Below are 23,317 nucleotides of genomic sequence, written 5' to 3' on the forward strand. Positions count from 1 at the left end.
AGGGGCCCTCTAAAGGACATCAGTCTGATCAAGATCGATGTCGAAGGGCGCGAAGCGCAAGCCATCAAGGGGCTGGAAAGGATTCTGCGCGAGTGCTCGCCGCTGGTCGTATTCGAACAGCACTTCGGTGCTTTCAAGGACGGCAGGTCGGAGGTGATCGAGTTTCTCAAACAGAACGGCTATACGAAGTTCTACTCCGTTGATAGGGTTCCTTCGACGTAGCGGGGAGGACGTTGTCGGCAAGGCCTGGTTCTTCCTTTGCCTTTGGAAGCGGACGGAGCTCGAGCCGGCATTCTATGAAATGCTGATTGCAACAAAGGCGGAACGTGCCTAGCCAAGCGGAGATGCAAACCACCCGAGAACTCCGACGAACTGCGGCAATGCAAGCGAAAGCTGGCACTCGAGGCTGGCGCCAGTACTGGAGGCAAGTCATTCCAGGTAGTCGAGAAACATCGGAGTCACTTGCTGGAGAAAAGCGACCTCCTCCTCATCGATTGTGCGTGGCTCCAGATCGAAATGGATGAACGTGCCATAAGGTGTCCCGGAATCACGTGTCAGTAGCCGCCCGTAGTACGACTCGACAAGACCCACATAGGGGCGGTAGCTGACCAGAGACCTATCCTTCGAGACGTGACTGGTCGCGAACTCGCCCTGCTCGATCACGTGCTGGCAAAAGCTCTTCTCCAGAGGAACTGCTTTCAACCAAGTTCGATATTCCGAGGCACGGTCAAAGACGTGCTCTGCCTTCAATGAATCGCCGCTCAACTTGTAAATGGCCGTGTATCGGTACTGCGTCCTGTCATTGAGCATCGCTAAAGCACGGCGAATTCCATGGACAGCAAGAGCGCTGCGAACCGCAGCCGCCTGCGCGGGCAAGTCAAATTCAGACATCGGGGGAGCTACGTTTTACGAAATGCGCAGGGCGTGAGGACGCCCAATGCGAAATGCTGGTGGAGAAGGAATTTCCCCGATGGGACGGGTTAATCGAACGTGTCCCTGGGCGCGACCTGCTGGCACCAGCTCGCGCCACCGTAGGCCGTTCTTCGCGACTGTGCCGCTCGATGCTGGTTCCGGTCTTTAGTTCGCGGACTCTCTTCACTGGTGCGTTCCGGCTGCAGCGTGACCTTCGTTGGTCACCTTCCGGAGGATCGCAGGTCCCATGTACCGGCAACATCCATCTTCCACAAGCACCGGAGGAATGTCTGCCTCTACCAGCGCCGCAGACCTTAGCACTGCCAGCTTCTCGATCTCGTCCTGGTCGAAAACTTGGATTGGAACCTCAGCGGCGCAGAGCCGCGCGAGGAGTTTCATTGGCACCTGTTTCTCGCTCTCATTTCAAAAGTGGCCCCCGAACTCTATGCCATCAGTCCATTGAACGCGTGCCAAATAAGTGACATTGAGCGGTTCAGTTCATCGGTACCCTGAAAGCTGTCGCACCAATAAAACAACGCTTCAGGTACATATCGCGCCGTTGTGGACAGCGCTTTGAAATCTCGAGCCAACGGCTGTCACCGTCCGCATACTGCAGGACCGATTCTTCGGCTCTGGGCACAGAGCTGTGACAGCATTCGCAGCCAAAACCGGGAGTTCTTCACGGCCCTCCAGTTTTCCTCCAGCGGTGCCTTGAAGGCGCTTCCGCGCTGGCTACAGTCGGCCCCGACCGGACTTTCATCCTTCCTCAACATGCGCGTTGGCGAAACCCTCTCCTCCTTCTGGCAGAACGTCGCGACCGTCCTCTGGATTGCGGGTCTTGGCCTCTGCTTCGTTGCGGCCCTCTCCACGCTGTGGGGTTGGCACGTCGTCGGCGTCGTGTCATGTCTAGCGCTACTGAGCCTGGTCATCGAAGACCGCGTAGCTATTCGGCGCGTGCTTCAAGGCCGGGGCACTCGGGCCGCCGACCGAGCCTTTGCCTGGTATCTCCTTGCACTCGCGGCAGCGGCAATCGTTGCCAACGCCGCTGCTGGAATCGCCTGGCTGGCTGGGGTTCATCCCTGAAGTCAAAGGCAAAATGCGGCCATCACCGGACCTTCAGAATGGACGTATGAATCGCCTCATCTCGCCGGTTGCCACCCTTGCACTTGGCCTGCTCGGCCATGTTGGTTTCTCCGTCGCCGCGGAGCCGTTCACCGGGACCTGGACCATCGACCTTCGAACGCCCGCCGAGCGCCAACGCAGTGTGGAATGCGGGACGGCAGAGTTCGTTCTGACGCAGACTGGAGACGCCATCAGTGGCACCCACTCGATGGCCGTTGCAGGCTGCGGGCGACTTAACGAAGGAGGCCCTGTGAGAGGTGTTGCGGTTGGGAAGACGGCCGTACTTGTGGTCACAAGCGGCCGGAACGGCGCGATTGCACTGGGCACGGCCAAGCTGTCGAAGGGAAAGCTGCAGTGGCGTCAGGTTGAAGAAATCAAGGCTGGAAGCCCGGAGGGTGATTCACCCTTGATCCTTGGAAATGGCTGGTTGGCGCGGGCCGTGCAGTAGATTGGCTGGCTGCCTGGAAGGCAGAATGCGGCCAGACCGGACTCTCGCAATGCAGGTAGATTTGCGCCCTATGACACGCTCACGAACGCCCCTCGAAGCCGCTGCCGGCAAGCTCGTCGCGGCCATTCAAAGGGAGTGGGACATGGAACTTGGTGAGCCGGAGGCGGCCATCAGCTTTGACGCGATGGATGCAGCTCACCACCTGCCGCAGGCCGCATCGAAGTTCGGGTCTCTCGAGAGCGTTATTGGCCCCGGCTCAACCTTCGCCGGCAGCGCCTTGCGTGTTCTCGCCATCGTTTCCGTCCATCGAAGCCTCAATGGAGTCGGATTATGAACGTTGGACTAAACCGCTGACGCGGTGGATGTGTGCGACGAGGGCAGATCGCGTTGCGCGGAGTTGAGTTGTACCTTGGTTGCGGGGAATGTTCCCCGGAACTCGGAGACGACGATGACACCACTACGTCAACGCATGATCGATGCGATGGTGCTGCGCGGCTTCAGGCCACGCACGCAAGAGTCCTACCTGAGGGTTGTCGCGCAGATGGCCCGTCACTACCGCCGAACCCCGGAGCTGATCACCGACCAGGAGGTCCAGGCCTATCTGCTGCACCTGGTGCGCGAGCGGCATCTGGCGCGAAGCAGTGTCAATCAGGCTTCCAGCGCCGTGCGGTTTCTGGTGTGCGAGGTGCTCGGCCAGAACGAGCGACGCCAGCGCATCCCCATGGGGCACACCTCGCAGCGGCTGCCCGACGTGTTGTCTCGCGCCGAAGTGGCAGCGGTGCTGGCTGCGCCGATGTCCATGAAGGCGCGCACGCTTCTGATGACGGCCTACGCCAGCGGGCTGCGCGTGAGCGAGCTGTGTCAACTGCGCGGCTGCGACATCGACTCCTCGCCCGACCGCATGTGCATTCACGTCATCGCGGGCAAGGGAGGGCACGACCGCTACAGCCTGCTCAGCCCGGAGTTGCTCGAGCAGTTGCGGCTGTACTGGCGGCAATGCAGACGCACTGCACAGGCCGAGGACTGGTTGTTCCCTGCGCGGCTGAACCCCTCCCAGCACCTGGACACCCGTAGCGCCGGGCGCTACTTCTACGCCGCGCGCAACGCTGCGGGCATCGCCAAGGTCGGCGGCATCCACACGCTGCGCCACTGCTTTGCCACACATCTGCTGGAAGCCGGCGTGGACCTCAACAGCATCAGCCAGTTGCTCGGCCACGCCAAGCTCAGCACCACCAGCCGCTACCTTCGCATGGCTCGCCCCGGCCACAGCGTCGGTGACAGCGCGCTGGCGTTGCTGGCCCATCTGCCCAAGGTCGAGCCAAAGGCGCCGTCGTCACCGCCGACGCCACCGCGACCGCCGCTGCACTGAAGCCGCTGCGCGATGAGTGCCACCCTGGCCGAGGTGCTGCACACCTTCGAGCCGGCCTATCTGCGCCAGCACACGCTGAGCACGCCGCAGGCGCGTGCCTGGCGAGCCATCGTCGCTTGCCGCACACCGGCGCTGGGTGGTCAGTTGCAGCGCTGTGACCAGTGCGCACGGGAGCAGCGGCTGTTCCACTCCTGCCGCAACCGGCACTGTCCGCAGTGCCAGAACGACGCCCGCGACGCCTGGCGCCAGGCCCAGCTTGCCGAGTTGCTGCCGGTACCGTACTGCCACCTGGTCTTCACGCTGCCGCACGCCCTCAACGCCCTGGCGCAGTTCCACGCGCGCTGGGCGTACGGCACGCTGATGCAATGCGCGGCGGCCACGCTCAGCGAGTTCGCCGCGAACCCGCGCTGGCTCGGTGCAACAGCTGCCTTCACTCTGGTGCTGCATACCTGGACGCAGGACCTGCGCCGCCACATCCATGTGCACGCGCTGATGGCCTGCGGTGGGTTGGACGGCGATGGCCTGTGGTGTGCACCCAAGCGGAGCCCGACGTTCCTGTTCCCGGTGCATGCGCTGTCACGCGTGTTCAGAGGCAAGTTCGTCGACGCGCTGCGCCGCGCGAGTCAGGCCGGCGAGTTGCCCCGCGATCCCGCCAACACGCCGGCGATGCGCCAGGTACGGCTGGCCGAGCTCAAGCGTCACGACTGGGTGGTGTATGCCAAGACGCCGCTCACTGGCCCCGAGACGGTGTTGGACTACCTGTCGCGCTACACGCACCGCGTGGCAGTCTCCAACGAGCGCATCGTCGGCATCGATGCCAACGGGGTGCGACTGCGCGTGCGCGCCGACGATCATGGCGGCAAGCGAACGGTCCTCATCGACGGACCGACCTTCATCGCTCGCTTCCTGCAGCATGTGCTGCCGCCGGGGTTCAAGCGCATCCGCCACTACGGGTTGCTGAGCCCGGCCGTCAAGGCCGAGCGCCTGGCGCAGGCCCGCTTGGCGCTGTCGATGCCGGCGGCCAATGCCCAGGCTCGAGAGGACGCCGCCACGTTCCTCCAGCGCGTCACGGGCATCGAAGTCTCGTGCTGCCCGCACTGCCGCTTGGGGCACTGGCGTACCGTGCAGGTGTTGCCACCCCAGCGCGGCTGCGCTGCACCGCAAGCCGTTGCATGCCGGGGTCCGCCGTGATACCCGGCCGGCGCATCACCGTCCAAGAACTTGTCCGTCACCGACATCGCGACGGCGGTGCGGATCGTCCCGACGTGTGTGGCCGAACCATCGGTATGCCGCGAACGACCCATCGCTTGCGCCTCGACCGCCCAACGGCCGTCACCAATCGCCGCCTGAGCACCCACGTTCACGCCTGCACACCCCGCACCTACTACCGTCACCGCGTCTGAACCTTACATTCCCCAACAGCCCCGCACGCCACCCCGGAGCGGCGGTTCAGTCCATCGACGTTTATCTGCCGCCGCAACACCAGCGCGCTCGATCAGCGTCGGCACGGCGTCAGATAAATGCTCTCCGATTTCTATCTGAACAGTATTGCGCCTAAGAGTCCGCAGCCGGCCATGAGCCAATACCGGTCTTTCCCTGGGGCCTCAGAATCAGGAGCATGCGTCAAGCCTCGGAACGCCAGAAAGCGAGCAGAGGTAGCGCGGTTTAGCGTCAGGTCTCAGGAGCAGGGGTCGCTCGGTGTCGATTTTCTGCAAGCTCATTCGTCGTGTCAGTTGAGCGTCATCCTCTGCACTTCAGGAGAACACAACCATGGCTACCAACACCGTCCGTCTGCATCGCGTGCTGCGCACCTCACCGGACCGGCTCTACCGTTCCTTCGTCGAACCCAGCGCTTTCGAGCGCTGGCTGCCACCATTCGGATTCACCGGCAAAGTCCATAGCATGGAGCCCGTGGTCGGGGGCGCTTGGCGCATGTCCTTCACCAACTTTGGTACCGGCCACAGCCACTCGTTCGGCGGGAAGTACCTGGAACTTGTCCCCGGCCAGCGCATTGCATACGATGCGACGTTCGACGACCCCAACCTGCCAGGCACCATGAAGACCACCGTGACGCTGACCCCCGTGTCCTGCGGCACCGAAATGTCCGTCGTGCAGGAAGGCATCCCCGATGTGATTCCTACCGAAATGTGCTACCTGGGCTGGCAGGAGTCGCTTCTCGCGCTGGCCCAGTTGGTCGAGCCGAATATTCCGGGTTGAGGGTCCGCTTTCGGCCGATGTCAACGCCGACCTTCGGGGCGGCAGACGGCCAGGAGCCGCCATTGGGAATCGGGAGAAAAACCGCCCTTAACCGGACGGTTGGAGCAACGCCAAGCCGCTTGATGCAAACATGGGTGTTGGCCCTCTTGGCAATCATGTGGCTCTCCGAAATGCCCGGTTACATCTCTGATGGCCCCTATGTAGCGGAGAGCTCCGGTTCGATCCAGCATGGGGAGGGCATCCAAGTGGCAGCTCAGTAAGGTAGTCCTACAAATGCAAATACCCTGGCAGGGCATCCAAGGCTTTTCCGGCGCGGTTGCAGTGGGTAGCCTCGCCCTCACTAGTCTTCTGTTGCTTGCGGGCGTCTTCGCAACCAATCTCTTTCTTGCAATAGAGTTCGTTTCTAAATCCACGGCTTGGGCGATCGTTGTGGCGTTACCTATCGCATCACTGGCTTATGTCGTAGGGCTACTAACCAACGCGGCCGCCGAAGCCATCTTTGTACGCTTGGGCTGGCTCCAGCGGAACACTTTAATCGACGAACTCCTCCAAATACGCGAAAAAGGCGAATTCTTAATTGGGCGCTTTCTTCACCTGCGCCAAGAAGGAGAAATACTGGCTGGCGGATCTCTCGCCCTAGGGATTCTCGCCATGGCCTGTGCCTTCGCTTCCTACCCTATAGAAGGATGGCGCCGCACCTTAATCAGCGCCACCTTCATGTGCGTGACGCTATGCATCGGCAGCAGCTCATTGTCGATATCCCGCTTCCGATCCGCCAATGCTTTGGCAAATGCCGGCCCAAATTCGGAGGAGCCAAAATGTCCAGCTACGAGCACTACGTCGCCGCCCTCCTGATTGCGCTCGCGCAAGATGCCGCTGCTGAAAGCGCAGCATGCATGAGCGACATGCAATGCAAAGGTGAACAAATCTGTGTTAGGGCCACCTGCTCCATACCGCAAGTCTCTGAAATGATGCCGGCAGGGTCCAGCGGTAGGGTTACGAGGTTCATATCATCCCGATACGTAGTAAAGACAACGCGAGCCGACTGCGTCAAGCGAGGAGGAGAGCACGAAGCAGGCGAAGCGACGGAAGTTACTAGATGCATGCTTCCAAGTAGCGCAAAGAAGCCCGCTGACGCCGAAGGAGCGGGTCGTTAGGAGACTTGACTCGGCCAAAAGCCGACGGTCGCGGACAGCTTCTGCCTTCGCCACAAACCATGAACCTCCACTCTCAGCCTGAACTCGGGGCACGGCTTGTCGCCATGGTGCGCTCGTCGAGCAGCTTGATGGCGGCATTGAGGGTGGTGCGCTCACTTGGTTTGAACTCTTGGTGCATCGGTGCCGGCGCCGTGCGTTCGCTCGTGTGGGACGCGCTCCATGGCTATGAACGGCCTTCAGCGATTGAAGACGTCGACGTCGTCTACTTCGACGACGCGGCAGACGGTCCCGGGCAGGACGCGGACCTTGAACGTCGCCTCCGCGAGGCGATGCCGGCGTTGCGTTGGGAGGTCACGAACCAAGCCACGGTCCACGACTGGTTCGCCAATTTCGGGCAGGTGGTACCCCCGGTTCGGTCCCTCGAAGAAGGCGTGGGCACCTGGCCGGAGTTCGCCACATGTGTGGGCGTCAACCTGAATGATGAGGAATCGATTGGGGTCGTGGCTCCGCACGGGCTCGACGACCTGTTCGAACTGCTCGTTCGGCACAACCCGCTCAGAGCGAGCGCCGCTACGTACCGGCAGCGAGTTCAATCAAAGCGGTTCGGCGAGCGGTGGCCGTTGCTCTCGATAGAAGAATGCTGAAAGCAGAATTCGCCCAACAGCCGTCACCGGCTGCGGACCTTGGCTTCGCAGTTCAGATGTGAAAGACTTGCGGTCAAGTCGTCGCCTCATGGACTTCATGGAGATTCGTCGGTTCAGGCTTGGTCCAGCTTCGGGCAACTCTGCTCCCAGGACTTCAAATTTCACCATCCTTACAAAAAGCGCTCGAATGTTCCCAGCGCGGTACCAGAATAAGCTTCACATTTTGAAATTCGGCGATCACACTGCCGTCCACCAGCACCAACACCGAAGGAGAATTTCCATGAGAGTCTTATCTTCGGGACGGCCCGTGCGGGCGACTGCTTTTGCCTTCGCTTTCGTATTTAGCCTAGTAGGCTCCGCTTATGCCGACTTCACTGTCGATATTCCGAAAGGAACCGCATGCCCTAGCTTTAACCTGAGGATTCAGAGCATAGGTGAAGGTACGGCCAAGGACTTTCACGACAAAGACGGCAATTTGGTGAAGTCGATAAATGCCGGCCGAGGCGCACAATTGACGTTCACCAATCTGGCTACCTCGGTCAGTCTCAACTTGAAGTCGAACGGGTCAGTAAGTAAGGTAACGCCCAACGCCGACGGTACTTCTACCTGGGTCATCACAGGGCATAACGTGCTCATTCTCTTTCCAACGGACGTGCCGCCCGGCCCCACGACCACGCTTTATGTGGGCCGGGTGGTATTTACGGTTGACAACTCGACCGGCGTCTTCACATTGTTAGGGACGAGCGGGAAGTCAGTCGACATTTGCGCCATCTTGGCATAGAGATATGTAGGGTTGCATATTTTGTTATGCAACGCTATTTCATGTGCGTATGCATATTTTGGCTGGGGGTTGGAAGCTAGGCAGCCGGCCACCTACCACGTTTTCCACTGCCTTTTTGAAACTGTGCCCTGCCCCTGGGGCGTGGTAATTGCTGCCTGCTAGCGATACACGTGATACACGCGCAGGCACTAAGTCTCATCGGCGGCCCGGCTCATTTCCTGAGCCCGGCGCACATAAGCTGATCCCCGGCGAAACAGGTTTTTCCTCTGCGCTTGGGCAACCTAGCGAGGCATAGCTTAGCTAGCCTGAATTTTCACGCAGGGTAGTTGACCTAACGCGGTGGCCTGTTCGTCAGGTGCTGAGGGTTACGCCGACATGCGCAGAGAGTAGCCCTTCCACCAGGGGATGGGGATCGCAGTATTGAGCAGTCCGGAGGCGAGGACGATGGGCAAGTGGGCGCGGCGGTGAAAGTGGACGTGGACCTCGGAGTCGGTGACCGAGACGTCGGCGGGAGTGTCGATGAGGTCACGGAAGATGTGGCGAGCCTGGGCATCGGCATAGCCGCGCATGCGACGCGCGAGCAACCGGTACAGGCCGCTGGCGACGACCAGCAGCGCCATGTCGAAGTCCACCTTCATGCCCACCGCCGATGACAGTGCGTCCATGTGGAAGAAGCGCACGGCGTCGGACAAGGCGTTCTCGATCAACATGCGCTGGGCATAGCGGGTGAGCAGCTTGGCGTGAGAGCTGTGAGGGTCGTTGGTCAGCAGGATGGTGGGCTGCTCATGGCCGAGGTCGATCACGAAGAGCTGACGCAAGGTGGCCCCGGCCAGGCGGATCGATTGCTCGAACACGCGCGGGGTCTTGTACTTGCGCGCGGGCACATCCAGCGTGACACGGCGCCAGGCCGAGGCGGGAAGATCGGCCACCTCCTGCAGCAGCGCCGCCGAGCGGCGACGCAGCGTGATGAAGGTGATGCCCAACTGATCCAGACGCGCCAGGTGGGCATAGGTGGTCAGGCGCGAATCGAACACCAGGTGCCGCGGGAGCGCGCCGTGCTGGCGCTTCCAGAACTCGATGAAGCGGAAGATCTCTTCGGCCTCCTCACCCTTGCGCAGATCGGCGTTGGAGTAGCAAAAGGCGCGACCGCTCGCGTCCTGCGCGAGGAAGGCCAGCACACTGGGCTGGGCGCGGCTGCGCGCGGACACGAAGTGGCGCTGGACCTGGGGATCGTCGCCGTAGTACGGCACCGAGTGGAAGTCCAGGTTGAAAGAGTGGGCGTCGAACAGTTGCTCGTCGGTGACGGCGCGGTGCCAGGCCGCCAGCAGCGCGACGGTGCGCTCACGCTCGACCCGCGAGGAGTACTCGCACAGGTAGCTCTTCTTGGGGATGACGTTCAAGCCGCAAAACAACGCCAGGCCCGGATCGGTGACCAAGGCCATGACATGGCTCTTGCGCTCGATGGACCACAGCTTGAGCGCGAGCGCGCAACGCAGGGCGTGAGACGAGGGGATCATCCTGGAGCCCGGCAGCTTGGCGCGCGCGGCGATCTCCTCGAGCTGCAGGCGCACCAGATCGGGCAAGAACAGGAACAAGCCACCGCAGCGTGTGGTGAACTGCGTGCCGGGCTGTAGCGCGAACTCGCGCACGTCGGCCACCGCCTCAGCGGTGGGGCCCAGATGCTCAAGTCGCTCGTCGTCGCCGCGCCGCGGCAGCGGCGCGAAGCCCTCCTCGCGCAGCACTTCGCGCACGGCGGTGGGACTCAAGGGCGTGCCGTGCTCCTTGAGTGCCTGACTGATCTCGTAGACCGAATGGTTCTGCTTGCGCAGGGCCACGGCCAGGTCGTGGGCCTTGGACTTGAGCGGCTGGGTGCGTGGACCGGGACTGGGAGAGTGGAAGAACTGCGGATCGGGATCGCGGCGGAACTGATGGCACAGCACGCGGAAGGATCCGGGGGTGTAGCCGAAGGCGCGGGCGACCTCGTGGGAGGGGCGGTCTTCGACGAAGAAGGCGCGCAGCGCTTCGTACTGGCGCTGGCGGGGATGGGAGGGCTCGGCGAAGAATCGTCGGATATCTGTTAGATCTTTAGGTACGCCTATACCCATACGTGCATTGTGCTATATGGAGAATGGCGGTGTCAACGACAATCCCATCGGTACCCATCAAAGATCGGGAACCTCAAGCTGCATGCGGCTTGGCGAGAGATTGGCGTGGACTGGCACAAGCAATGCAGAAATGCCAACGGCCCCGCGTGGGGCCGTCGAGATGATGGGGTAGGCGCACCAACTGCTAACGCTGGAGGGCCAGGCCCCTCCACCAACACCAGCAGAAGCGGTCTGCTCCTATCGAGCAGCGTTACCCAAATAGTGGTGCGTGGAAATCCAGGCTAGGGGCGAAAGGCAGCTTTAGCCCAACCAAAAAGTCCGCTTGGGGCCCAATGCGGTCCTTGAGTTCGTGTGATTCGGTGCCAGATAGCCGCCATTCGGTGGCGCGGCCCACGCCGCCGGGGCCGGTGACCCACTACCTGCGCACCCGCCGCGGCACCAAGTGCGGGGAGGTGTTTGCGTGCAGCGCTTCCTTCACCGGCGCCGATCCGGATCGCCGCACAGCGTAAGCACGCCGCCGAGCGCCGAGACGATCAGCTCGCTTCCCGCCATGGCGGCGTAGGGTCCGTCTTGGCCGAACGGCGTGATCGACGTCATGACGATGCGCGGGAAGAGGTTGCCGAACAGCTGGTAGCGCCCGAGTCGAGGCGCGCCGACGATGGTCGGCGACCAGCGACTAGGCATGTGGCGGATGCTATTGTCGATCGCCTGGCTATGCCCGGCCAAGGATGTGCTGGTGGGCGCCATCGGCACCGCTCTGGCCGTGGGTGCGACCGTCATCGACCAGATTGCCTGTCTGCTCAGCCGCGCTGCCGCCGCATGTGAGACCATCGCCACCCACGTGACGACGCTGATCGGCGCTATCTTTCGCTCTCTTGGGCGCACGGCGCAGGCGGGCGTGTCGATCACCGCAGCGTTCTTGCGCTGGTGCCTCGATCTGTTGTCCACCTCGGTGCACGCAGTGGCGCTGCGTGCTTTGTCGCTCGTTGGCTGACGCTGACTTCTTGCAAGCAGGCATCAAGACTCACAGGAGGGTTCTCCATGCCACAGTTTTATATGTTCAAGTGCAGCACTTGCAACACGCGGATCAAGGGCCCGAAGGTTCAACTCGACAAACCGAACACTTCCAAGACTGGCTCCCTTTTCGTCGGAACCAACCGGCCACCAGGCGTGGCATGCAGCAACCTGAGGCACACGGGGGTCACCTACACCGGAAAAGAAGACCTGCGGGAGACGCTCTACGAGTTGTGCCAAAGCCCCACCATCACGAGCCCGACGGGCGGCGAAAATGTGGCGGGCTACATTGATGGCACCGAGTTCAAGTTCTATAAGTCGGACAACCTGGCGCGGCCCGCAGTGGTCAACGCAATATTGGGCAAGGCGAAGTCCAACTACGCAACGGTCTACACCAACCGCGCGGATGCGCTTTGGATCAAGCACTATCCAAAGATGAAGGTGAAGTTGATGGACCAACTGAAGCCCAACGAGGGTGACGGAGCGGTCGGCGTGACACTGGCCTTGCAAACCGTCAAGAAGTGGCCCAGCCAGATTGCTGCACTCGCGCTGAAAGCCCCCCTCCCGGACGGCGGCCTCTACGCAGCGGCGGCAGGCCTTAGCAAAGACCTCGACCTCCCGCCCGGCAGCCGCAAGAAGGGCCTGGCCCGCGCGCTTCGGTACTACATGCTGGCCACCTACTCGCTGGTGGACATCAGCTCGGCCGAGGGCTACGAAGGGTTGAAGAACTACGTGGGCGCCTTGCTCGTCAGCGACCGGGGGCAGATCCTCGCCGCGGGCATCAACACCGGGTCGTTCCGCCACGCCGAGGTCAGCATGCTGCTGTCCTACTTCCGCAACAATCCCACGGCGACCAAGGTGCCCGAAAACAGCGTCATCTTCTCGACGCTCACACCGTGCAAGGGGTGCACCGGTTTTCTCTCGGTGACGAAATCCAGCAACTGCGTGATTTATTTCGGCCAGGAAGACACCGGCAAAGACGGCAAGGTCGGCAAGAAGATCTCGACTCAATTGAGTGAGAAAACCAAGGCCCCTGTCGGGCGGAGCAAGGAAAAGCTCCCCGGCGAGATCGATACCGACGATACCGAGGACACCGAGGGCACAGGCGTCGTTGCGATAGGCACCGCGAGCGAAATCCACAAAGTTCAAGTGGACAAGGGCCTGACCAGCTGCATGGGCACCGGGTCGATCGCGACCCAGATTGGCAAAGCGAAGCATGCGAAAGAAGTCCTGCGTTCCGGGAGCGAAGCCCTCATCCACAAGATGCTCAGGACCCGCGCAACCACAGACGCCGAGAGCGAGGTCAAGCATGCCGTCCTCACGCATATTGGCCAATGGCTGGGTACGTCGAGGTCCGTTGAGTAATTCGGCCCCCGCTCGTGCCCGCCAGAGAAGCCCTGCTGATGGCGATGCAGTTGCATCAGCAAGGCTATTGGGACGCCGCCCAAAAATTTCGCCGACGCAATTGAGTTCCTGGGCTCAGAAGGTTCACGAGTCCTGCCGGTGTTCATCACCTTCGATCCGCGACGGGACAAGCCGGCCCCTACCGGTCGCTATGCAGAGAGCGCAGTCCACGTCTTATGGCACTCAGCGGGACGGAGGACGAGATCCGCAAGGTCGCCCTCTCGTATAAGGTCTCTTACGAGAAAGTGCTGATGCCGGCCAGCGATCAATACATGATCGACCATACCTCGTTCACCCACGTGCTGGATCTCGAAGGACGCTACGTAGGCTACTTCCCGCCTGGAACGAGCGGGCAACGGCCGGCCGAGCAGGTGAAGGCGATGCTGGCTGTGCGATCACCTTGATCCGAAGGCTTCAATGCCCACAAAGTCAGATCTTGGAAGGACCTTGAGCAGCAGAAGGTGACCGACTGCTTGTGGCCGACGGCTGACGACCAAAGGCAGCCCGTCGCCCTCAAGACAGCGCCTTTGGTCGGTAGGACACAGGTAAGAGCTTTCGGCGTAGCGTGGCCAACGGCGGGAAACCTGCAAGCCATCTTCCAAGGGCATCCGGCATTTTGCTTTGAAGGGCTGGATGAAGCTCCCGCAGAACAAGCCAATCGCCGTCCTCGCGCTCCAGTTGCTGAAGCTGCTGCTCCCCCCAAATAGACGCTATCACGTGGTCCGCATCGGAAGGACTGTCGACATTCAGCCGAATCCCCTCGAACTCCACAGTGCCGCTGTACTCCATGCATCCCACCCGAGGCACGCCGTGTATTTCTCTATGCTCGTACTCGGCATTCCAGGTCATGCGCAGTAGACCCGGAGCCTGCCAGCCTTGTAGCCGCAGTCGATTGTTCACAAGGGGCGGCGCGTCATTGCCAAGCCAGGCATCCCACCCTTCGACTCCGATGATTGACAGGTCAGCCAATTCCGAGAGCGTTGGATGGCGGCCGCCGGCCGCAAGCCAAACGGGAACGCGTTCGCAGAATGGACAAGGTGCTCCATCCTCGCCGGATTCATCGTCAATCACCACCATCAGGCTGTACGACACGGCCCAGGCCTCTGCCCCATGCATCCTTCTTTGTTCCTCGGTCGCCCACGGCTGCTCCCTGACGTGGATGCCGAGTCGTGCGGACCGTGTTGGCCTAGCGACGCCGTCGAGAACGATTTGATTTGTCATGTGGGTGTGAAGGTCCGCTCACGGCGGCGGTCCGAGCTGATGTTCGCACAGCGGACGAATCCCGAAGAGATGAACCAGAGGTCGAGAACGAACGTCGGGTTCTGGCCGTGTCCAGCCGAGTGTGTCAGGGCGCCAACAGCGATCGCAAGATGATCCCTATTCCGAAGAACGCAACCATGCGCCCAGAGAGAGAGCATTCTCAGCCGGCAAGATCGGGTGGAACTTGAAGCCCTGCGCGTCAAAGGCAATGATCGCCCCGGCGATGGCGCCTCCTACTGCACCTTGGGCAGGCGATGGCCCGTTGACCGTGTTCTGAACGATAAGCTGATCAACAAAGTCGGCTGAAGCGTTGCTTACCACCTTCTGAGGCCCTACCTTCGCCGGGTCAGTGATCCAGAACTTCTCGCTCGCCGGACGCAGACTTTGTTTTGTCGTGGGGCACAAATACGCCGCCGGTATACACGGCAGTTGCCAACTTTCCATCTATGCGATTCTTCGGCGAGTCCAAATAGATGATCAGAAGGTTCTCTGGTTTTCCGGCGTACCACACTCCAGAGTCATCCTGTCCCGCTGGATCGTATTGTCCAGCCCGCAGCACGACCATCGCACGGCTTCTCTCGAACACAAAATCTTCCTTGGGTGCTCCTACTTGATACGACGAAGCGCTCTTCAGTGCAGACCTCTGTGTAGTGCATGCAGTCAGGAGCAAACTGGAAAGGACGAGCAATACGGCGAGAAAGGGGCGCATAGGTATCCGAGGGTTTGACCGATAAGGTAGCCTCTTGCAACTGTATCCGCTCGATGGGGAAATGGCTTCTCAACACGTGCGGAAACTGCGGCGCCGCGACGAATGGCTGCTCCTGGCCGACTGTAGCCGGTTGCGCCCCTCTGGCACTTCGGGGCCGATCCGGACTTCCTGCGACTCACATTCGACCTCCGGGAAGCCGCCGTTAGAGAGCATCTACCTGGGTGGAGCAACGGCGACTCCGCGCAGCCCAGCCCCCTTGATCGCGGCCGCCACCAGGTTCGCTGACTTCGCCTCCTCGACGTATTTGGCGACGTACATGGCCGCGGCAGCATTGCGCCCCTTGGGCACGCCCATGCCGATCGGCTCGACGACGATCCGGCCCTCGAGAACTCGCGAGCCTGGCCGGCTCGTCGCTCCGGCGAAGAGGGCCGTCTTGGTGGCGGCAATCACTTCGACCTTTCCGGTATCCAGCAAGGCGAAGTTTTCGGCAGGGCTATTGACTCGGACCAGCTCGGCGTGTTTCAAGGTCTTCGACAGGTGGAGCTCTGCGCCGGATTTTTCGAGCACTCCGATCCGGATCCCCGCCTTGTCCACGTCCGCCGCCGTGGCGACAGGGACACCGGCGCGGACGAGGTAACCCTGTTCGACTTCCATGTAAGGCGCTGAGAAATCCATCGCCGCCGCCCGCTCGGCATTGATTCCGGCCAGTGCGACGTCCCATTCGCCGGACTTCGCACCGCCGATCAGCGCGGGAGGGTTGGAATACAAGACCGCTTGGAACGGCACGCCAACGCGGCGCGCGAGCTCCTTTGCGAGATCGACTGCGACGCCTTTGAGTTCGCCGGTCGCTGAATCCTTGGTCGCATAAATCGGCCCCAGGAGAAATGCGACTCGAAGCGTGCCCGTTGGTGCCACGGCGGCTCTCGTCTCCTGGTTCACTCCCCCCTGCATTCCCGCACAGCCCCCGATGCACAGCCCGACCACCGCTGCCCGTATCCAGTCACGTATTTGCATGGTGTGCTCCTCTGAAATCACGGTTCTCCGACGCAAGCCGCGCATCGCGGCGGGCAGCCGTCAAATCACATCATCCAGGACTCCAGTTTCCGAGAGCGGCCAGCCGCACGGTCCGCTCCTGGCCGACTGTAGCCGGTTGTGAGCGGTGGAGCTTTGGGCCCAAAGCCGCTGTTGGTGAACCACACCGTTTTGGCTCGCTTCGTGCGGGCCTGCTTTTGTCCGCGCTGGACGCATCGAGTCCGACGGTTCTCGTTTGGCCAGAGATGTGTTCTCCGTTGATGCGCAATTTGCTGCCCCGGCGCGTGATTGTGTCTATGCCAACCCAAACAAGGTGACGCCGGAACTGATCGACCGCTACTACGAGGTCACATTGCGTGAAGGCAACCGCAAGGCGCTGCGCGATCGCTTTCAAGCGAACAACGAGCGCTTCTCGTCGCAAATCAAGCAGGTCAAACAACCAACGCTTCTGCTGTGGGGCGCACAGGACCGCTTGATTCCGTTGTCGCAGGCGCAGTTGTTTGCCAGGGACATTGCGGGCAGCCGGTTGCAGGTGTTTGACGGACTCGGCCATGTCCCTCACGAGGAAGACCCTGCGCGAACCGTCGCAGCGGTACAAGCATTCCTCGTAAATTGAAGGAGCATGTGTGCGAATGCCGTGTTGGTAGACCTATCGGCCGGCGGAATTGAGGACCGAGATCGCGTTCCTCAAGTCGAGGAGCGCGTTGCCTTCGACGCGTTGACCTGAGGGTCTGCTTTTGGCCGACTGTAGCCGGTTGCGGCCCGCTACATGGAGAACCGAAACTCACTCGCGCTTTACTTTACCTGCGAAGCCGGACGTACACCGACGCCACTTCCAGCGGGAAAATCGCCACGAGCCAGCCCACAAAAGGGAGTGGAGATGCGTCGCGAAGGCTCCACCACAGACACACGAATCCCGTTCCCATCCCAGCGCTATGCATCAGTAGCTGGAAAATCAGGCTGTCGAAGATTGTCCTACGTCGGGGTTCAGCGAATTTCATACTGGCAACTTATGGCTGCGGATTCTGCCTTCAAGTTGACCGACGGCTTCTGGCCGATTGTTGCCCGCCACCCATACGGTCGCACGCGCTTCAGGGCTCGGACGGTGTTTTGGACGGACGCTGCGGAGGTCCGCCTGTGGCTCGCAAGACGTGCTGAACGGAAACTGGAGTCAATAGTCACCACGCTCTCATCGACACTGGCATGTCTTCGGTCCAGGTCCGCTCGCATTCGAGGAATCCTCTGGACGAACCAGCGTACCGCCATGCCATCCTCGTGCTACGCAGGTAGCTCGGCATACCTCACCGCCAAGCCCGCCAGCAGTCATGCCGCCTTTGCCAAAGCCTAGTGTTAATCCTAAGACGCCGAACGCTGCGAAAAAAAGGAATGCGACTACGGCGGTTAGCAAAGTCCGGCCCCTTTTCGCCTTGCCGCGGCGTTTTGAACTGGTCAAGTCATCATCCAAGCGGAGGCGCGAGGTCGAAAGAGCGTCTGAATCTGTTCGATTTTCCCCGTCTTCCAGTCAGTGCGCACGCGCTTCGGAAGCCATGCTCGACCGTCAGCTTCTGGACGGGCGCGTCACTGGCGAACGTCAGCTGACCGGGAACATCAACTCCGATGACAGTTTCGGCGAGTCGCCGCTGGTGCTAGCCACGAATTGCGGGCTGCGCCGCAGGTCTGGCAGACTAAGGTTTCCACACCGACGAGAGCGCACGTTGCACGAACTTGTCATTCGCCCCGACTGGGCTCAGCAAATCGGCCAGCTGCGCGAGCGCCTGACCGAGGACACGAACATCATCCGCTGGGGCAACAGCTTTTACCGCTGCTGCCGCAACGGGGCGCCAGTAGCTCTGCGGGTGGCCGCGCCCGATAGGAGCATGGCGCTGCCACTGCAACTGCGCCCGAGCGACCTGTACATCACGCAGGTGGGTTTGGCCACCGACATGGGTCGTTACGGCAGTCTCACCAGCGAGCTTCTGGTTAGCTCCCCGAAGTTCGAGCACGCGGTGCGCAGTCTGGCTGCCGGCACTGTGCATGGCGACGAGGCGTTCGGCCTGCGCAGTTTGGTGGTGTTCTGCGTGGCCGAGGCGCTGCGCTTCGACAGCGTGGCCCACGATGTCGGCTTTGCCCTGCGCACGATGGATGTGGCCGGGGGCGCCAAGCCCATGCCGCTGAGGCGCTGGTGGCCCACTGTGCATGCTTGGGGCCAAGCCTGTGATGCGGTCTGGGCAGAGCTCGACGCCGAGCTTCGCCGTGCGTCGCTGTTGCCGGCGGCGTTACGCAACGGCCCGGACCGCACCCGGTCGGCCCGCGCAACGTACAAGCGTATGAGCGGCGCCGTGCTCGAGGCCGCCAAGGGCGCCGCCGTGCTGAAGCGGCCTACGGCTTGACGCGCCGTCGCGCTCAACACCGCCGCGGCAAGCATGCTCGGGCGAGATGCCCGGAAGCCGCCGGTCGCCAGCGACAGCTGATGGCCGACTGTAGCCGGTTGCGCCTTACGGCGCTTCGAACCTGAGCCGACATAGCCGCCGTGCTGAAGCAGAGCGTTCCCAACGACCTTGTACTTGGCACCTCCGTTCAGGCGTGCAACAGGATTGCTTCATAGCGGCTTGCTCATGCGCAAGATCGGGACCGCAACGCCGCCGCGGTCGTCCGTGAGGCGTTCGCATGGCTCATAGCCGCAGGCGCGGTAGAGCGGCTCGCCCGCCATGGTGGCCATCAGTTCCACCTTCTTGAAGCCTTCGGACCGCGCCGCCCCCTCGCAGAGCGAGAGAATCAGCCGACCCACGCCTTTGCGCGTGTGTTGCGGGTGGGTGTACATGGCGCGGACCCGCGCCGCATCCTTCGCCGGGTCGAGCAGGACAGCGCTGCGCCCGGGCGACTGGTCTCCGCCGTACAGGGTGGCGCGGCGGCTCCATCCACCGCAACCTGCAAGCCTGCCGTCCGCGTCCACGACGAAATAAGTTCGATCATCGATGAGCTGAGTGTCCAGCCCCATGATCGCCCGGCTCGACGCAATCTGGCTTTCGTCGAGGAACGGCTTCTGCAATTCGGATATTGCGGCGTCCATCAAGGCCCTTAGCGCGTCAATGTCGTCGCGGTGGGCAAGCCGGTGGGTCAGGGTCGCAGTTGTCATGGCTCGCTCCTTGAGACCGCCTGAGCATTCACCAGTTTAGACTGACCAAGTCGCTGCTCGTTTGCAAGCTCGCCGATGCTTGAGACTGCACGTCCGATCATGGCCGCCAGCCGTCAGGCAGACCTGCGCCGTACTTCGCTAAAGCGCATGCGCCGCAGGTTGCCTTGCGACTCAAGTTGGCCAGACTCGACGAGCAGCGCGACCCGCTTCGCGAAGAAGACGTCGGGAACTCCGCTCGGGCGGTCTGGCATCGACAGCATCGCCATCCCAACCACGCGCGCGACCTTCCTCCAATCGTTGGAGACTTGCGAAAGAAGTGCCGCGTCGATGAGCGCCAGTTCGGCTTGAGGCAGCCTTGCAACCCGCTCACCCTCAGCGGGCGAAAGCTCGGTGTCGTAGGTGTCGTCGTCGTTCATCGTGCTGAATCGTTGGATGGGCGGGCCGGGTTGGATGGCCGCTTATGGCCGTTGGACTAAACCGCTGACGCGGTGGATGTGTGCGACGAGGGCAGATCGCGTTGCGCGGAGTTGAGTTGTACCTTGGTTGCGGGGAATGTTCCCCGGAACTCGGAGACGACGATGACACCACTACGTCAACGCATGATCGATGCGATGGTGCTGCGCGGCTTCAGGCCACGCACGCAAGAGTCCTACCTGAGGGTTGTCGCGCAGATGGCCCGTCACTACCGCCGAACCCCGGAGCTGATCACCGACCAGGAGGTCCAGGCCTATCTGCTGCACCTGGTGCGCGAGCGGCATCTGGCGCGAAGCAGTGTCAATCAGGCTTCCAGCGCCGTGCGGTTTCTGGTGTGCGAGGTGCTCGGCCAGAACGAGCGACGCCAGCGCATCCCCATGGGGCACACCTCGCAGCGGCTGCCCGACGTGTTGTCTCGCGCCGAAGTGGCAGCGGTGCTGGCTGCGCCGATGTCCATGAAGGCGCGCACGCTTCTGATGACGGCCTACGCCAGCGGGCTGCGCGTGAGCGAGCTGTGTCAACTGCGCGGCTGCGACATCGACTCCTCGCCCGACCGCATGTGCATTCACGTCATCGCGGGCAAGGGAGGGCACGACCGCTACAGCCTGCTCAGCCCGGAGTTGCTCGAGCAGTTGCGGCTGTACTGGCGGCAATGCAGACGCACTGCACAGGCCGAGGACTGGTTGTTCCCTGCGCGGCTGAACCCCTCCCAGCACCTGGACACCCGTAGCGCCGGGCGCTACTTCTACGCCGCGCGCAACGCTGCGGGCATCGCCAAGGTCGGCGGCATCCACACGCTGCGCCACTGCTTTGCCACACATCTGCTGGAAGCCGGCGTGGACCTCAACAGCATCAGCCAGTTGCTCGGCCACGCCAAGCTCAGCACCACCAGCCGCTACCTTCGCATGGCTCGCCCCGGCCACAGCGTCGGTGACAGCGCGCTGGCGTTGCTGGCCCATCTGCCCAAGGTCGAGCCAAAGGCGCCGTCGTCACCGCCGACGCCACCGCGACCGCCGCTGCACTGAAGCCGCTGCGCGATGAGTGCCACCCTGGCCGAGGTGCTGCACACCTTCGAGCCGGCCTATCTGCGCCAGCACACGCTGAGCACGCCGCAGGCGCGTGCCTGGCGAGCCATCGTCGCTTGCCGCACACCGGCGCTGGGTGGTCAATTGCAGCGCTGTGACCAGTGCGCACGGGAGCAGCGGCTGTTCCACTCCTGCCGCAACCGGCACTGTCCGCAGTGCCAGAACGACGCCCGCGACGCCTGGCGCCAGGCCCAGCTTGCCGAGTTGCTGCCGGTACCGTACTGCCACCTGGTCTTCACGCTGCCGCACGCCCTCAACGCCCTGGCGCAGTTCCACGCGCGCTGGGCGTACGGCACGCTGATGCAATGCGCGGCGGCCACGCTCAGCGAGTTCGCCGCGAACCCGCGCTGGCTCGGTGCAACAGCTGCCTTCACTCTGGTGCTGCATACCTGGACGCAGGACCTGCGCCGCCACATCCATGTGCACGCGCTGATGGCCTGCGGTGGGTTGGACGGCGATGGCCTGTGGTGTGCACCCAAGCGGAGCCCGACGTTCCTGTTCCCGGTGCATGCGCTGTCACGCGTGTTCAGAGGCAAGTTCGTCGACGCGCTGCGCCGCGCGAGTCAGGCCGGCGAGTTGCCCCGCGATCCCGCCAACACGCCGGCGATGCGCCAGGTACGGCTGGCCGAGCTCAAGCGTCACGACTGGGTGGTGTATGCCAAGACGCCGCTCACTGGCCCCGAGACGGTGTTGGACTACCTGTCGCGCTACACGCACCGCGTGGCAGTCTCCAACGAGCGCATCGTCGGCATCGATGCCAACGGGGTGCGACTGCGCGTGCGCGCCGACGATCATGGCGGCAAGCGAACGGTCCTCATCGACGGACCGACCTTCATCGCTCGCTTCCTGCAGCATGTGCTGCCGCCGGGGTTCAAGCGCATCCGCCACTACGGGTTGCTGAGCCCGGCCGTCAAGGCCGAGCGCCTGGCGCAGGCCCGCTTGGCGCTGTCGATGCCGGCGGCCAATGCCCAGGCTCGAGAGGACGCCGCCACGTTCCTCCAGCGCGTCACGGGCATCGAAGTCTCGTGCTGCCCGCACTGCCGCTTGGGGCACTGGCGTACCGTGCAGGTGTTGCCACCCCAGCGCGGCTGCGCTGCACCGCAAGCCGTTGCATGCCGGGGTCCGCCGTGATACCCGGCCGGCGCATCACCGTCCAAGAACTTGTCCGTCACCGACATCGCGACGGCGGTGCGGATCGTCCCGACGTGTGTGGCCGAACCATCGGTATGCCGCGAACGACCCATCGCTTGCGCCTCGACCGCCCAACGGCCGTCACCAATCGCCGCCTGAGCACCCACGTTCACGCCTGCACACCCCGCACCTACTACCGTCACCGCGTCTGAACCTTACATTCCCCAACAGCCCCGCACGCCACCCCGGAGCGGCGGTTCAGTCCATCGACGTTTATCTGCCGCCGCAACACCAGCGCGCTCGATCAGCGTCGGCACGGCGTCAGATAAATGCTCTCCGATAACGGCTGTCGACCAATCCTAGCGGTACGGCGGCACGCAATCCAGCGCGCGGTGGGCGTCCGTCGTTGGCCGCAGGTTCCGCGGCTCCAACTGGTCGACGCATCGAGCCGACGTGTGTGGTCGGCAATCAATGCTGGCGACGTTGGTCAAGGCCAAGCTTAATGACGCACAGGGCCAACTCGATGCTGAAAGTCACCGGAATTAGCCTTGGTACTGACCCCGTACGCGCTCTGGCTAGGCGTTGTTGTACATGCTGGCAGGTTGCGACCCGCCCTTGGGAGTTTGCGAGTCCACTCTCAATCCTTCAGCATTCCGGCGGCACGCAAGGCGGCGCGCAGCCACTTCGATTCGGTGTTGCCGGCGTGGATGTCTTTTAGGCGCTTGGCCTCGTCGGCCATCTTCCCGGCAGCCAGGTCCATCATGGCCGGCGCCTTGGCCTGCTCGATCACCACGACGCCGTCGGCATCGCCCACTATTAGATCGCCCGGGTTCACCACGCAGCCGCCAGCCGATATGGGGTGGTTAATGCGGCCCGGCACTAGCTTGGTGGGGCCGGCGGGATTGAAGCCCACGCTCCACACTGGCATACCCAGCTCCAGCAATTCCAGCCGGTCACGTATGGCGCCGTCCACCACGACACCGGTCAGGCCAATCTTCTTGCAGACGCTCAGCATCAGCATTCCCATGAGCGCGGCTGTCTGGTCGCCCTTGCCGTCCACCACCAGGAGATCGCCCGGCGGGCTAGCGCCATGGCGGCATGGATGGCCAGGTTGTCGCCCGGGCGCACCTCTACCGTAACCGCGGGACCGGCGCAGGACATGCGAGCGTCCACTGCCGCCACGCGGCCATGCAGCGTCCCGCGGCGGCCCGCTACGTCGGCCAAAATAGCGGCCTGGAAAGTCGCGGCCCGTGCTACTACGTCGGGAGCGACGCGAGTGATTTCGCGGACGATGTCGGGGAGCGTGGTCATGTCGGT

Annotated in this window: 24 protein-coding genes and 2 pseudogenes; 17 read left to right on the plus strand and 9 right to left on the minus strand. The window is 62.5% G+C overall.

Annotated features, from left to right (window positions below; translation table 11 throughout):
* The first annotated feature begins 24 nt into the window (after window positions 1-24).
* Complete coding sequence (locus ACSQ9I_RS37135) at window positions 25-222, plus strand: FkbM family methyltransferase (RefSeq protein ID WP_436317120.1); 198 nt, start codon at window positions 25-27, stop codon at window positions 220-222.
* Between the two features lie 207 nt (window positions 223-429).
* On the opposite strand, the gene ACSQ9I_RS37140 is transcribed toward ACSQ9I_RS37135, so the two are convergent.
* A complete protein-coding gene (locus ACSQ9I_RS37140; protein ID WP_436316932.1) occupies window positions 430-891 on the minus strand; it encodes a hypothetical protein in 462 nt (153 codons plus the stop codon).
* A 594-nt stretch (window positions 892-1,485) separates the two neighbouring features.
* On the opposite strand from ACSQ9I_RS37140, the gene ACSQ9I_RS37145 reads away from it, so the two are divergent.
* From ACSQ9I_RS37145 to ACSQ9I_RS37185, 9 genes are all read left to right on the plus strand, one after another.
* Window positions 1,486-1,995 (plus strand): hypothetical protein, encoded by a 510-nt coding sequence (locus ACSQ9I_RS37145; protein ID WP_436316933.1) that lies wholly within the window; start codon window positions 1,486-1,488, stop codon window positions 1,993-1,995.
* Between the two features lie 46 nt (window positions 1,996-2,041).
* Window positions 2,042-2,482: a hypothetical protein gene (locus ACSQ9I_RS37150; protein WP_436316934.1), complete on the plus strand. Its 441-nt coding sequence runs from the start codon at window positions 2,042-2,044 to the stop codon at window positions 2,480-2,482.
* Between the two features lie 70 nt (window positions 2,483-2,552).
* Window positions 2,553-2,816, plus strand: coding sequence for a hypothetical protein (locus tag ACSQ9I_RS37155; RefSeq protein ID WP_436316935.1), 264 nt, complete (start codon window positions 2,553-2,555; stop codon window positions 2,814-2,816).
* Window positions 2,817-2,930: 114 nt separating this feature from the next.
* Window positions 2,931-3,851, plus strand: coding sequence for a tyrosine-type recombinase/integrase (locus ACSQ9I_RS37160; RefSeq protein WP_436296796.1), 921 nt, complete (start codon window positions 2,931-2,933; stop codon window positions 3,849-3,851).
* Window positions 3,852-3,863: 12 nt separating this feature from the next.
* On the plus strand, window positions 3,864-5,042 hold the full coding sequence (locus ACSQ9I_RS37165; protein WP_436296795.1) for an IS91 family transposase: 1,179 nt from the start codon (window positions 3,864-3,866) through the stop codon (window positions 5,040-5,042).
* A 579-nt stretch (window positions 5,043-5,621) separates the two neighbouring features.
* Window positions 5,622-6,068 carry an SRPBCC family protein gene (locus ACSQ9I_RS37170; protein WP_436316936.1) on the plus strand — a complete coding sequence of 149 codons (447 nt, stop codon included), beginning with the start codon at window positions 5,622-5,624 and terminating at the stop codon, window positions 6,066-6,068.
* Between the two features lie 273 nt (window positions 6,069-6,341).
* Window positions 6,342-6,923: a hypothetical protein gene (locus ACSQ9I_RS37175; protein ID WP_436316937.1), complete on the plus strand. Its 582-nt coding sequence runs from the start codon at window positions 6,342-6,344 to the stop codon at window positions 6,921-6,923.
* Window positions 6,924-7,284: 361 nt separating this feature from the next.
* On the plus strand, window positions 7,285-7,869 hold the full coding sequence (locus ACSQ9I_RS37180; RefSeq protein ID WP_436316938.1) for a nucleotidyltransferase family protein: 585 nt from the start codon (window positions 7,285-7,287) through the stop codon (window positions 7,867-7,869).
* A 280-nt stretch (window positions 7,870-8,149) separates the two neighbouring features.
* Complete coding sequence (locus ACSQ9I_RS37185; protein ID WP_436316939.1) at window positions 8,150-8,650, plus strand: hypothetical protein; 501 nt, start codon at window positions 8,150-8,152, stop codon at window positions 8,648-8,650.
* Between the two features lie 365 nt (window positions 8,651-9,015).
* On the opposite strand, the gene ACSQ9I_RS37190 is transcribed toward ACSQ9I_RS37185, so the two are convergent.
* Window positions 9,016-10,755: a hypothetical protein gene (locus ACSQ9I_RS37190; protein ID WP_436314384.1), complete on the minus strand. Its 1,740-nt coding sequence runs from the start codon at window positions 10,753-10,755 to the stop codon at window positions 9,016-9,018.
* A gap of 474 nt (window positions 10,756-11,229) precedes the next feature.
* Window positions 11,230-11,439, minus strand: coding sequence for a CoA transferase (locus ACSQ9I_RS37195; protein ID WP_436316940.1), 210 nt, complete (start codon window positions 11,437-11,439; stop codon window positions 11,230-11,232).
* Between the two features lie 7 nt (window positions 11,440-11,446).
* Here ACSQ9I_RS37195 and ACSQ9I_RS37200 point away from each other — a divergent pair, with 7 nt between their 5' ends.
* From ACSQ9I_RS37200 to ACSQ9I_RS37210, 3 genes and pseudogenes are all read left to right on the plus strand, one after another.
* Window positions 11,447-11,749 (plus strand): hypothetical protein, encoded by a 303-nt coding sequence (locus ACSQ9I_RS37200; protein ID WP_436316941.1) that lies wholly within the window; start codon window positions 11,447-11,449, stop codon window positions 11,747-11,749.
* A gap of 47 nt (window positions 11,750-11,796) precedes the next feature.
* Window positions 11,797-13,134, plus strand: coding sequence for a hypothetical protein (locus ACSQ9I_RS37205; RefSeq protein ID WP_436316942.1), 1,338 nt, complete (start codon window positions 11,797-11,799; stop codon window positions 13,132-13,134).
* 138 nt (window positions 13,135-13,272) lie between these two features.
* Window positions 13,273-13,577: pseudogene (locus ACSQ9I_RS37210) on the plus strand (SCO family protein).
* A 109-nt stretch (window positions 13,578-13,686) separates the two neighbouring features.
* Here ACSQ9I_RS37210 and ACSQ9I_RS37215 read toward each other — a convergent pair.
* From ACSQ9I_RS37215 to ACSQ9I_RS37225, 3 genes are all read right to left on the minus strand, one after another.
* Complete coding sequence (locus ACSQ9I_RS37215) at window positions 13,687-14,265, minus strand: hypothetical protein (RefSeq protein WP_436316943.1); 579 nt, start codon at window positions 14,263-14,265, stop codon at window positions 13,687-13,689.
* Between the two features lie 285 nt (window positions 14,266-14,550).
* The gene (locus tag ACSQ9I_RS37220; RefSeq protein WP_436316944.1) at window positions 14,551-14,877 is read right to left on the minus strand and encodes a hypothetical protein; all 327 of its coding nucleotides are present in this window, start codon (window positions 14,875-14,877) and stop codon (window positions 14,551-14,553) included.
* Between the two features lie 478 nt (window positions 14,878-15,355).
* Window positions 15,356-16,156 (minus strand): transporter substrate-binding domain-containing protein, encoded by an 801-nt coding sequence (locus ACSQ9I_RS37225; RefSeq protein WP_436316946.1) that lies wholly within the window; start codon window positions 16,154-16,156, stop codon window positions 15,356-15,358.
* A gap of 265 nt (window positions 16,157-16,421) precedes the next feature.
* On the opposite strand from ACSQ9I_RS37225, the gene ACSQ9I_RS37230 reads away from it, so the two are divergent.
* Both ACSQ9I_RS37230 and ACSQ9I_RS37235 read left to right on the plus strand, forming a co-directional pair.
* Window positions 16,422-16,790 carry an alpha/beta fold hydrolase gene (locus ACSQ9I_RS37230; protein ID WP_436316947.1) on the plus strand — a complete coding sequence of 123 codons (369 nt, stop codon included), beginning with the start codon at window positions 16,422-16,424 and terminating at the stop codon, window positions 16,788-16,790.
* Window positions 16,791-17,721: 931 nt separating this feature from the next.
* A complete protein-coding gene (locus tag ACSQ9I_RS37235; RefSeq protein WP_436316948.1) occupies window positions 17,722-18,564 on the plus strand; it encodes a hypothetical protein in 843 nt (280 codons plus the stop codon).
* A gap of 209 nt (window positions 18,565-18,773) precedes the next feature.
* On the opposite strand, the gene ACSQ9I_RS37240 is transcribed toward ACSQ9I_RS37235, so the two are convergent.
* Window positions 18,774-19,310, minus strand: coding sequence for a GNAT family N-acetyltransferase (locus ACSQ9I_RS37240; RefSeq protein ID WP_436316949.1), 537 nt, complete (start codon window positions 19,308-19,310; stop codon window positions 18,774-18,776).
* Window positions 19,311-19,423: 113 nt separating this feature from the next.
* The gene (locus tag ACSQ9I_RS37245) at window positions 19,424-19,726 is read right to left on the minus strand and encodes a DUF3658 domain-containing protein (RefSeq protein ID WP_436316950.1); all 303 of its coding nucleotides are present in this window, start codon (window positions 19,724-19,726) and stop codon (window positions 19,424-19,426) included.
* 162 nt (window positions 19,727-19,888) lie between these two features.
* Between ACSQ9I_RS37245 and ACSQ9I_RS37250 the strand changes: the two genes are divergently transcribed.
* Window positions 19,889-20,809, plus strand: a complete 921-nt coding sequence (locus ACSQ9I_RS37250; protein ID WP_436296796.1) for a tyrosine-type recombinase/integrase — start codon at window positions 19,889-19,891, stop codon at window positions 20,807-20,809.
* A gap of 12 nt (window positions 20,810-20,821) precedes the next feature.
* Window positions 20,822-22,000 (plus strand): IS91 family transposase, encoded by a 1,179-nt coding sequence (locus tag ACSQ9I_RS37255; protein ID WP_436296795.1) that lies wholly within the window; start codon window positions 20,822-20,824, stop codon window positions 21,998-22,000.
* A 637-nt stretch (window positions 22,001-22,637) separates the two neighbouring features.
* Here ACSQ9I_RS37255 and ACSQ9I_RS37260 read toward each other — a convergent pair.
* Window positions 22,638-23,311 (minus strand): annotated as a pseudogene (locus ACSQ9I_RS37260) (RraA family protein).
* Window positions 23,312-23,317: the final 6 nt, after the last annotated feature.

Source organism: Variovorax sp. LjRoot84, assembly GCF_964254305.1.
In the GTDB taxonomy this organism is placed as follows: Bacteria; Pseudomonadota; Gammaproteobacteria; order Burkholderiales; family Burkholderiaceae_C; genus Variovorax.

What these genes read in the sequence shown, in the direction of transcription:
- ACSQ9I_RS37235 (WP_436316948.1), top strand. Translation starts at nt 17,722, where the DNA reads ATGCTCGACCGTCAGCTTCTGGACGGGCGCGTCACTGGCGAACGTCAG.
- ACSQ9I_RS37175 (WP_436316937.1), top strand. Translation starts at nt 6,342, where the DNA reads ATGCAAATACCCTGGCAGGGCATCCAAGGCTTTTCCGGCGCGGTTGCA.
- ACSQ9I_RS37165 (WP_436296795.1), top strand. Translation starts at nt 3,864, where the DNA reads ATGAGTGCCACCCTGGCCGAGGTGCTGCACACCTTCGAGCCGGCCTAT.
- ACSQ9I_RS37250 (WP_436296796.1), top strand. Translation starts at nt 19,889, where the DNA reads ATGACACCACTACGTCAACGCATGATCGATGCGATGGTGCTGCGCGGC.
- ACSQ9I_RS37255 (WP_436296795.1), top strand. Translation starts at nt 20,822, where the DNA reads ATGAGTGCCACCCTGGCCGAGGTGCTGCACACCTTCGAGCCGGCCTAT.
- ACSQ9I_RS37150 (WP_436316934.1), top strand. Translation starts at nt 2,042, where the DNA reads ATGAATCGCCTCATCTCGCCGGTTGCCACCCTTGCACTTGGCCTGCTC.
- ACSQ9I_RS37140 (WP_436316932.1), bottom strand. Translation starts at nt 891, where the DNA reads ATGTCTGAATTTGACTTGCCCGCGCAGGCGGCTGCGGTTCGCAGCGCT.
- ACSQ9I_RS37240 (WP_436316949.1), bottom strand. Translation starts at nt 19,310, where the DNA reads ATGACAACTGCGACCCTGACCCACCGGCTTGCCCACCGCGACGACATT.
- ACSQ9I_RS37170 (WP_436316936.1), top strand. Translation starts at nt 5,622, where the DNA reads ATGGCTACCAACACCGTCCGTCTGCATCGCGTGCTGCGCACCTCACCG.
- ACSQ9I_RS37195 (WP_436316940.1), bottom strand. Translation starts at nt 11,439, where the DNA reads ATGCCTAGTCGCTGGTCGCCGACCATCGTCGGCGCGCCTCGACTCGGG.
- ACSQ9I_RS37190 (WP_436314384.1), bottom strand. Translation starts at nt 10,755, where the DNA reads ATGGGTATAGGCGTACCTAAAGATCTAACAGATATCCGACGATTCTTC.
- ACSQ9I_RS37220 (WP_436316944.1), bottom strand. Translation starts at nt 14,877, where the DNA reads ATGGAAAGTTGGCAACTGCCGTGTATACCGGCGGCGTATTTGTGCCCC.
- ACSQ9I_RS37225 (WP_436316946.1), bottom strand. Translation starts at nt 16,156, where the DNA reads ATGCAAATACGTGACTGGATACGGGCAGCGGTGGTCGGGCTGTGCATC.
- ACSQ9I_RS37180 (WP_436316938.1), top strand. Translation starts at nt 7,285, where the DNA reads ATGAACCTCCACTCTCAGCCTGAACTCGGGGCACGGCTTGTCGCCATG.
- ACSQ9I_RS37185 (WP_436316939.1), top strand. Translation starts at nt 8,150, where the DNA reads ATGAGAGTCTTATCTTCGGGACGGCCCGTGCGGGCGACTGCTTTTGCC.
- ACSQ9I_RS37160 (WP_436296796.1), top strand. Translation starts at nt 2,931, where the DNA reads ATGACACCACTACGTCAACGCATGATCGATGCGATGGTGCTGCGCGGC.
- ACSQ9I_RS37200 (WP_436316941.1), top strand. Translation starts at nt 11,447, where the DNA reads ATGCTATTGTCGATCGCCTGGCTATGCCCGGCCAAGGATGTGCTGGTG.
- ACSQ9I_RS37205 (WP_436316942.1), top strand. Translation starts at nt 11,797, where the DNA reads ATGCCACAGTTTTATATGTTCAAGTGCAGCACTTGCAACACGCGGATC.
- ACSQ9I_RS37155 (WP_436316935.1), top strand. Translation starts at nt 2,553, where the DNA reads ATGACACGCTCACGAACGCCCCTCGAAGCCGCTGCCGGCAAGCTCGTC.
- ACSQ9I_RS37245 (WP_436316950.1), bottom strand. Translation starts at nt 19,726, where the DNA reads ATGAACGACGACGACACCTACGACACCGAGCTTTCGCCCGCTGAGGGT.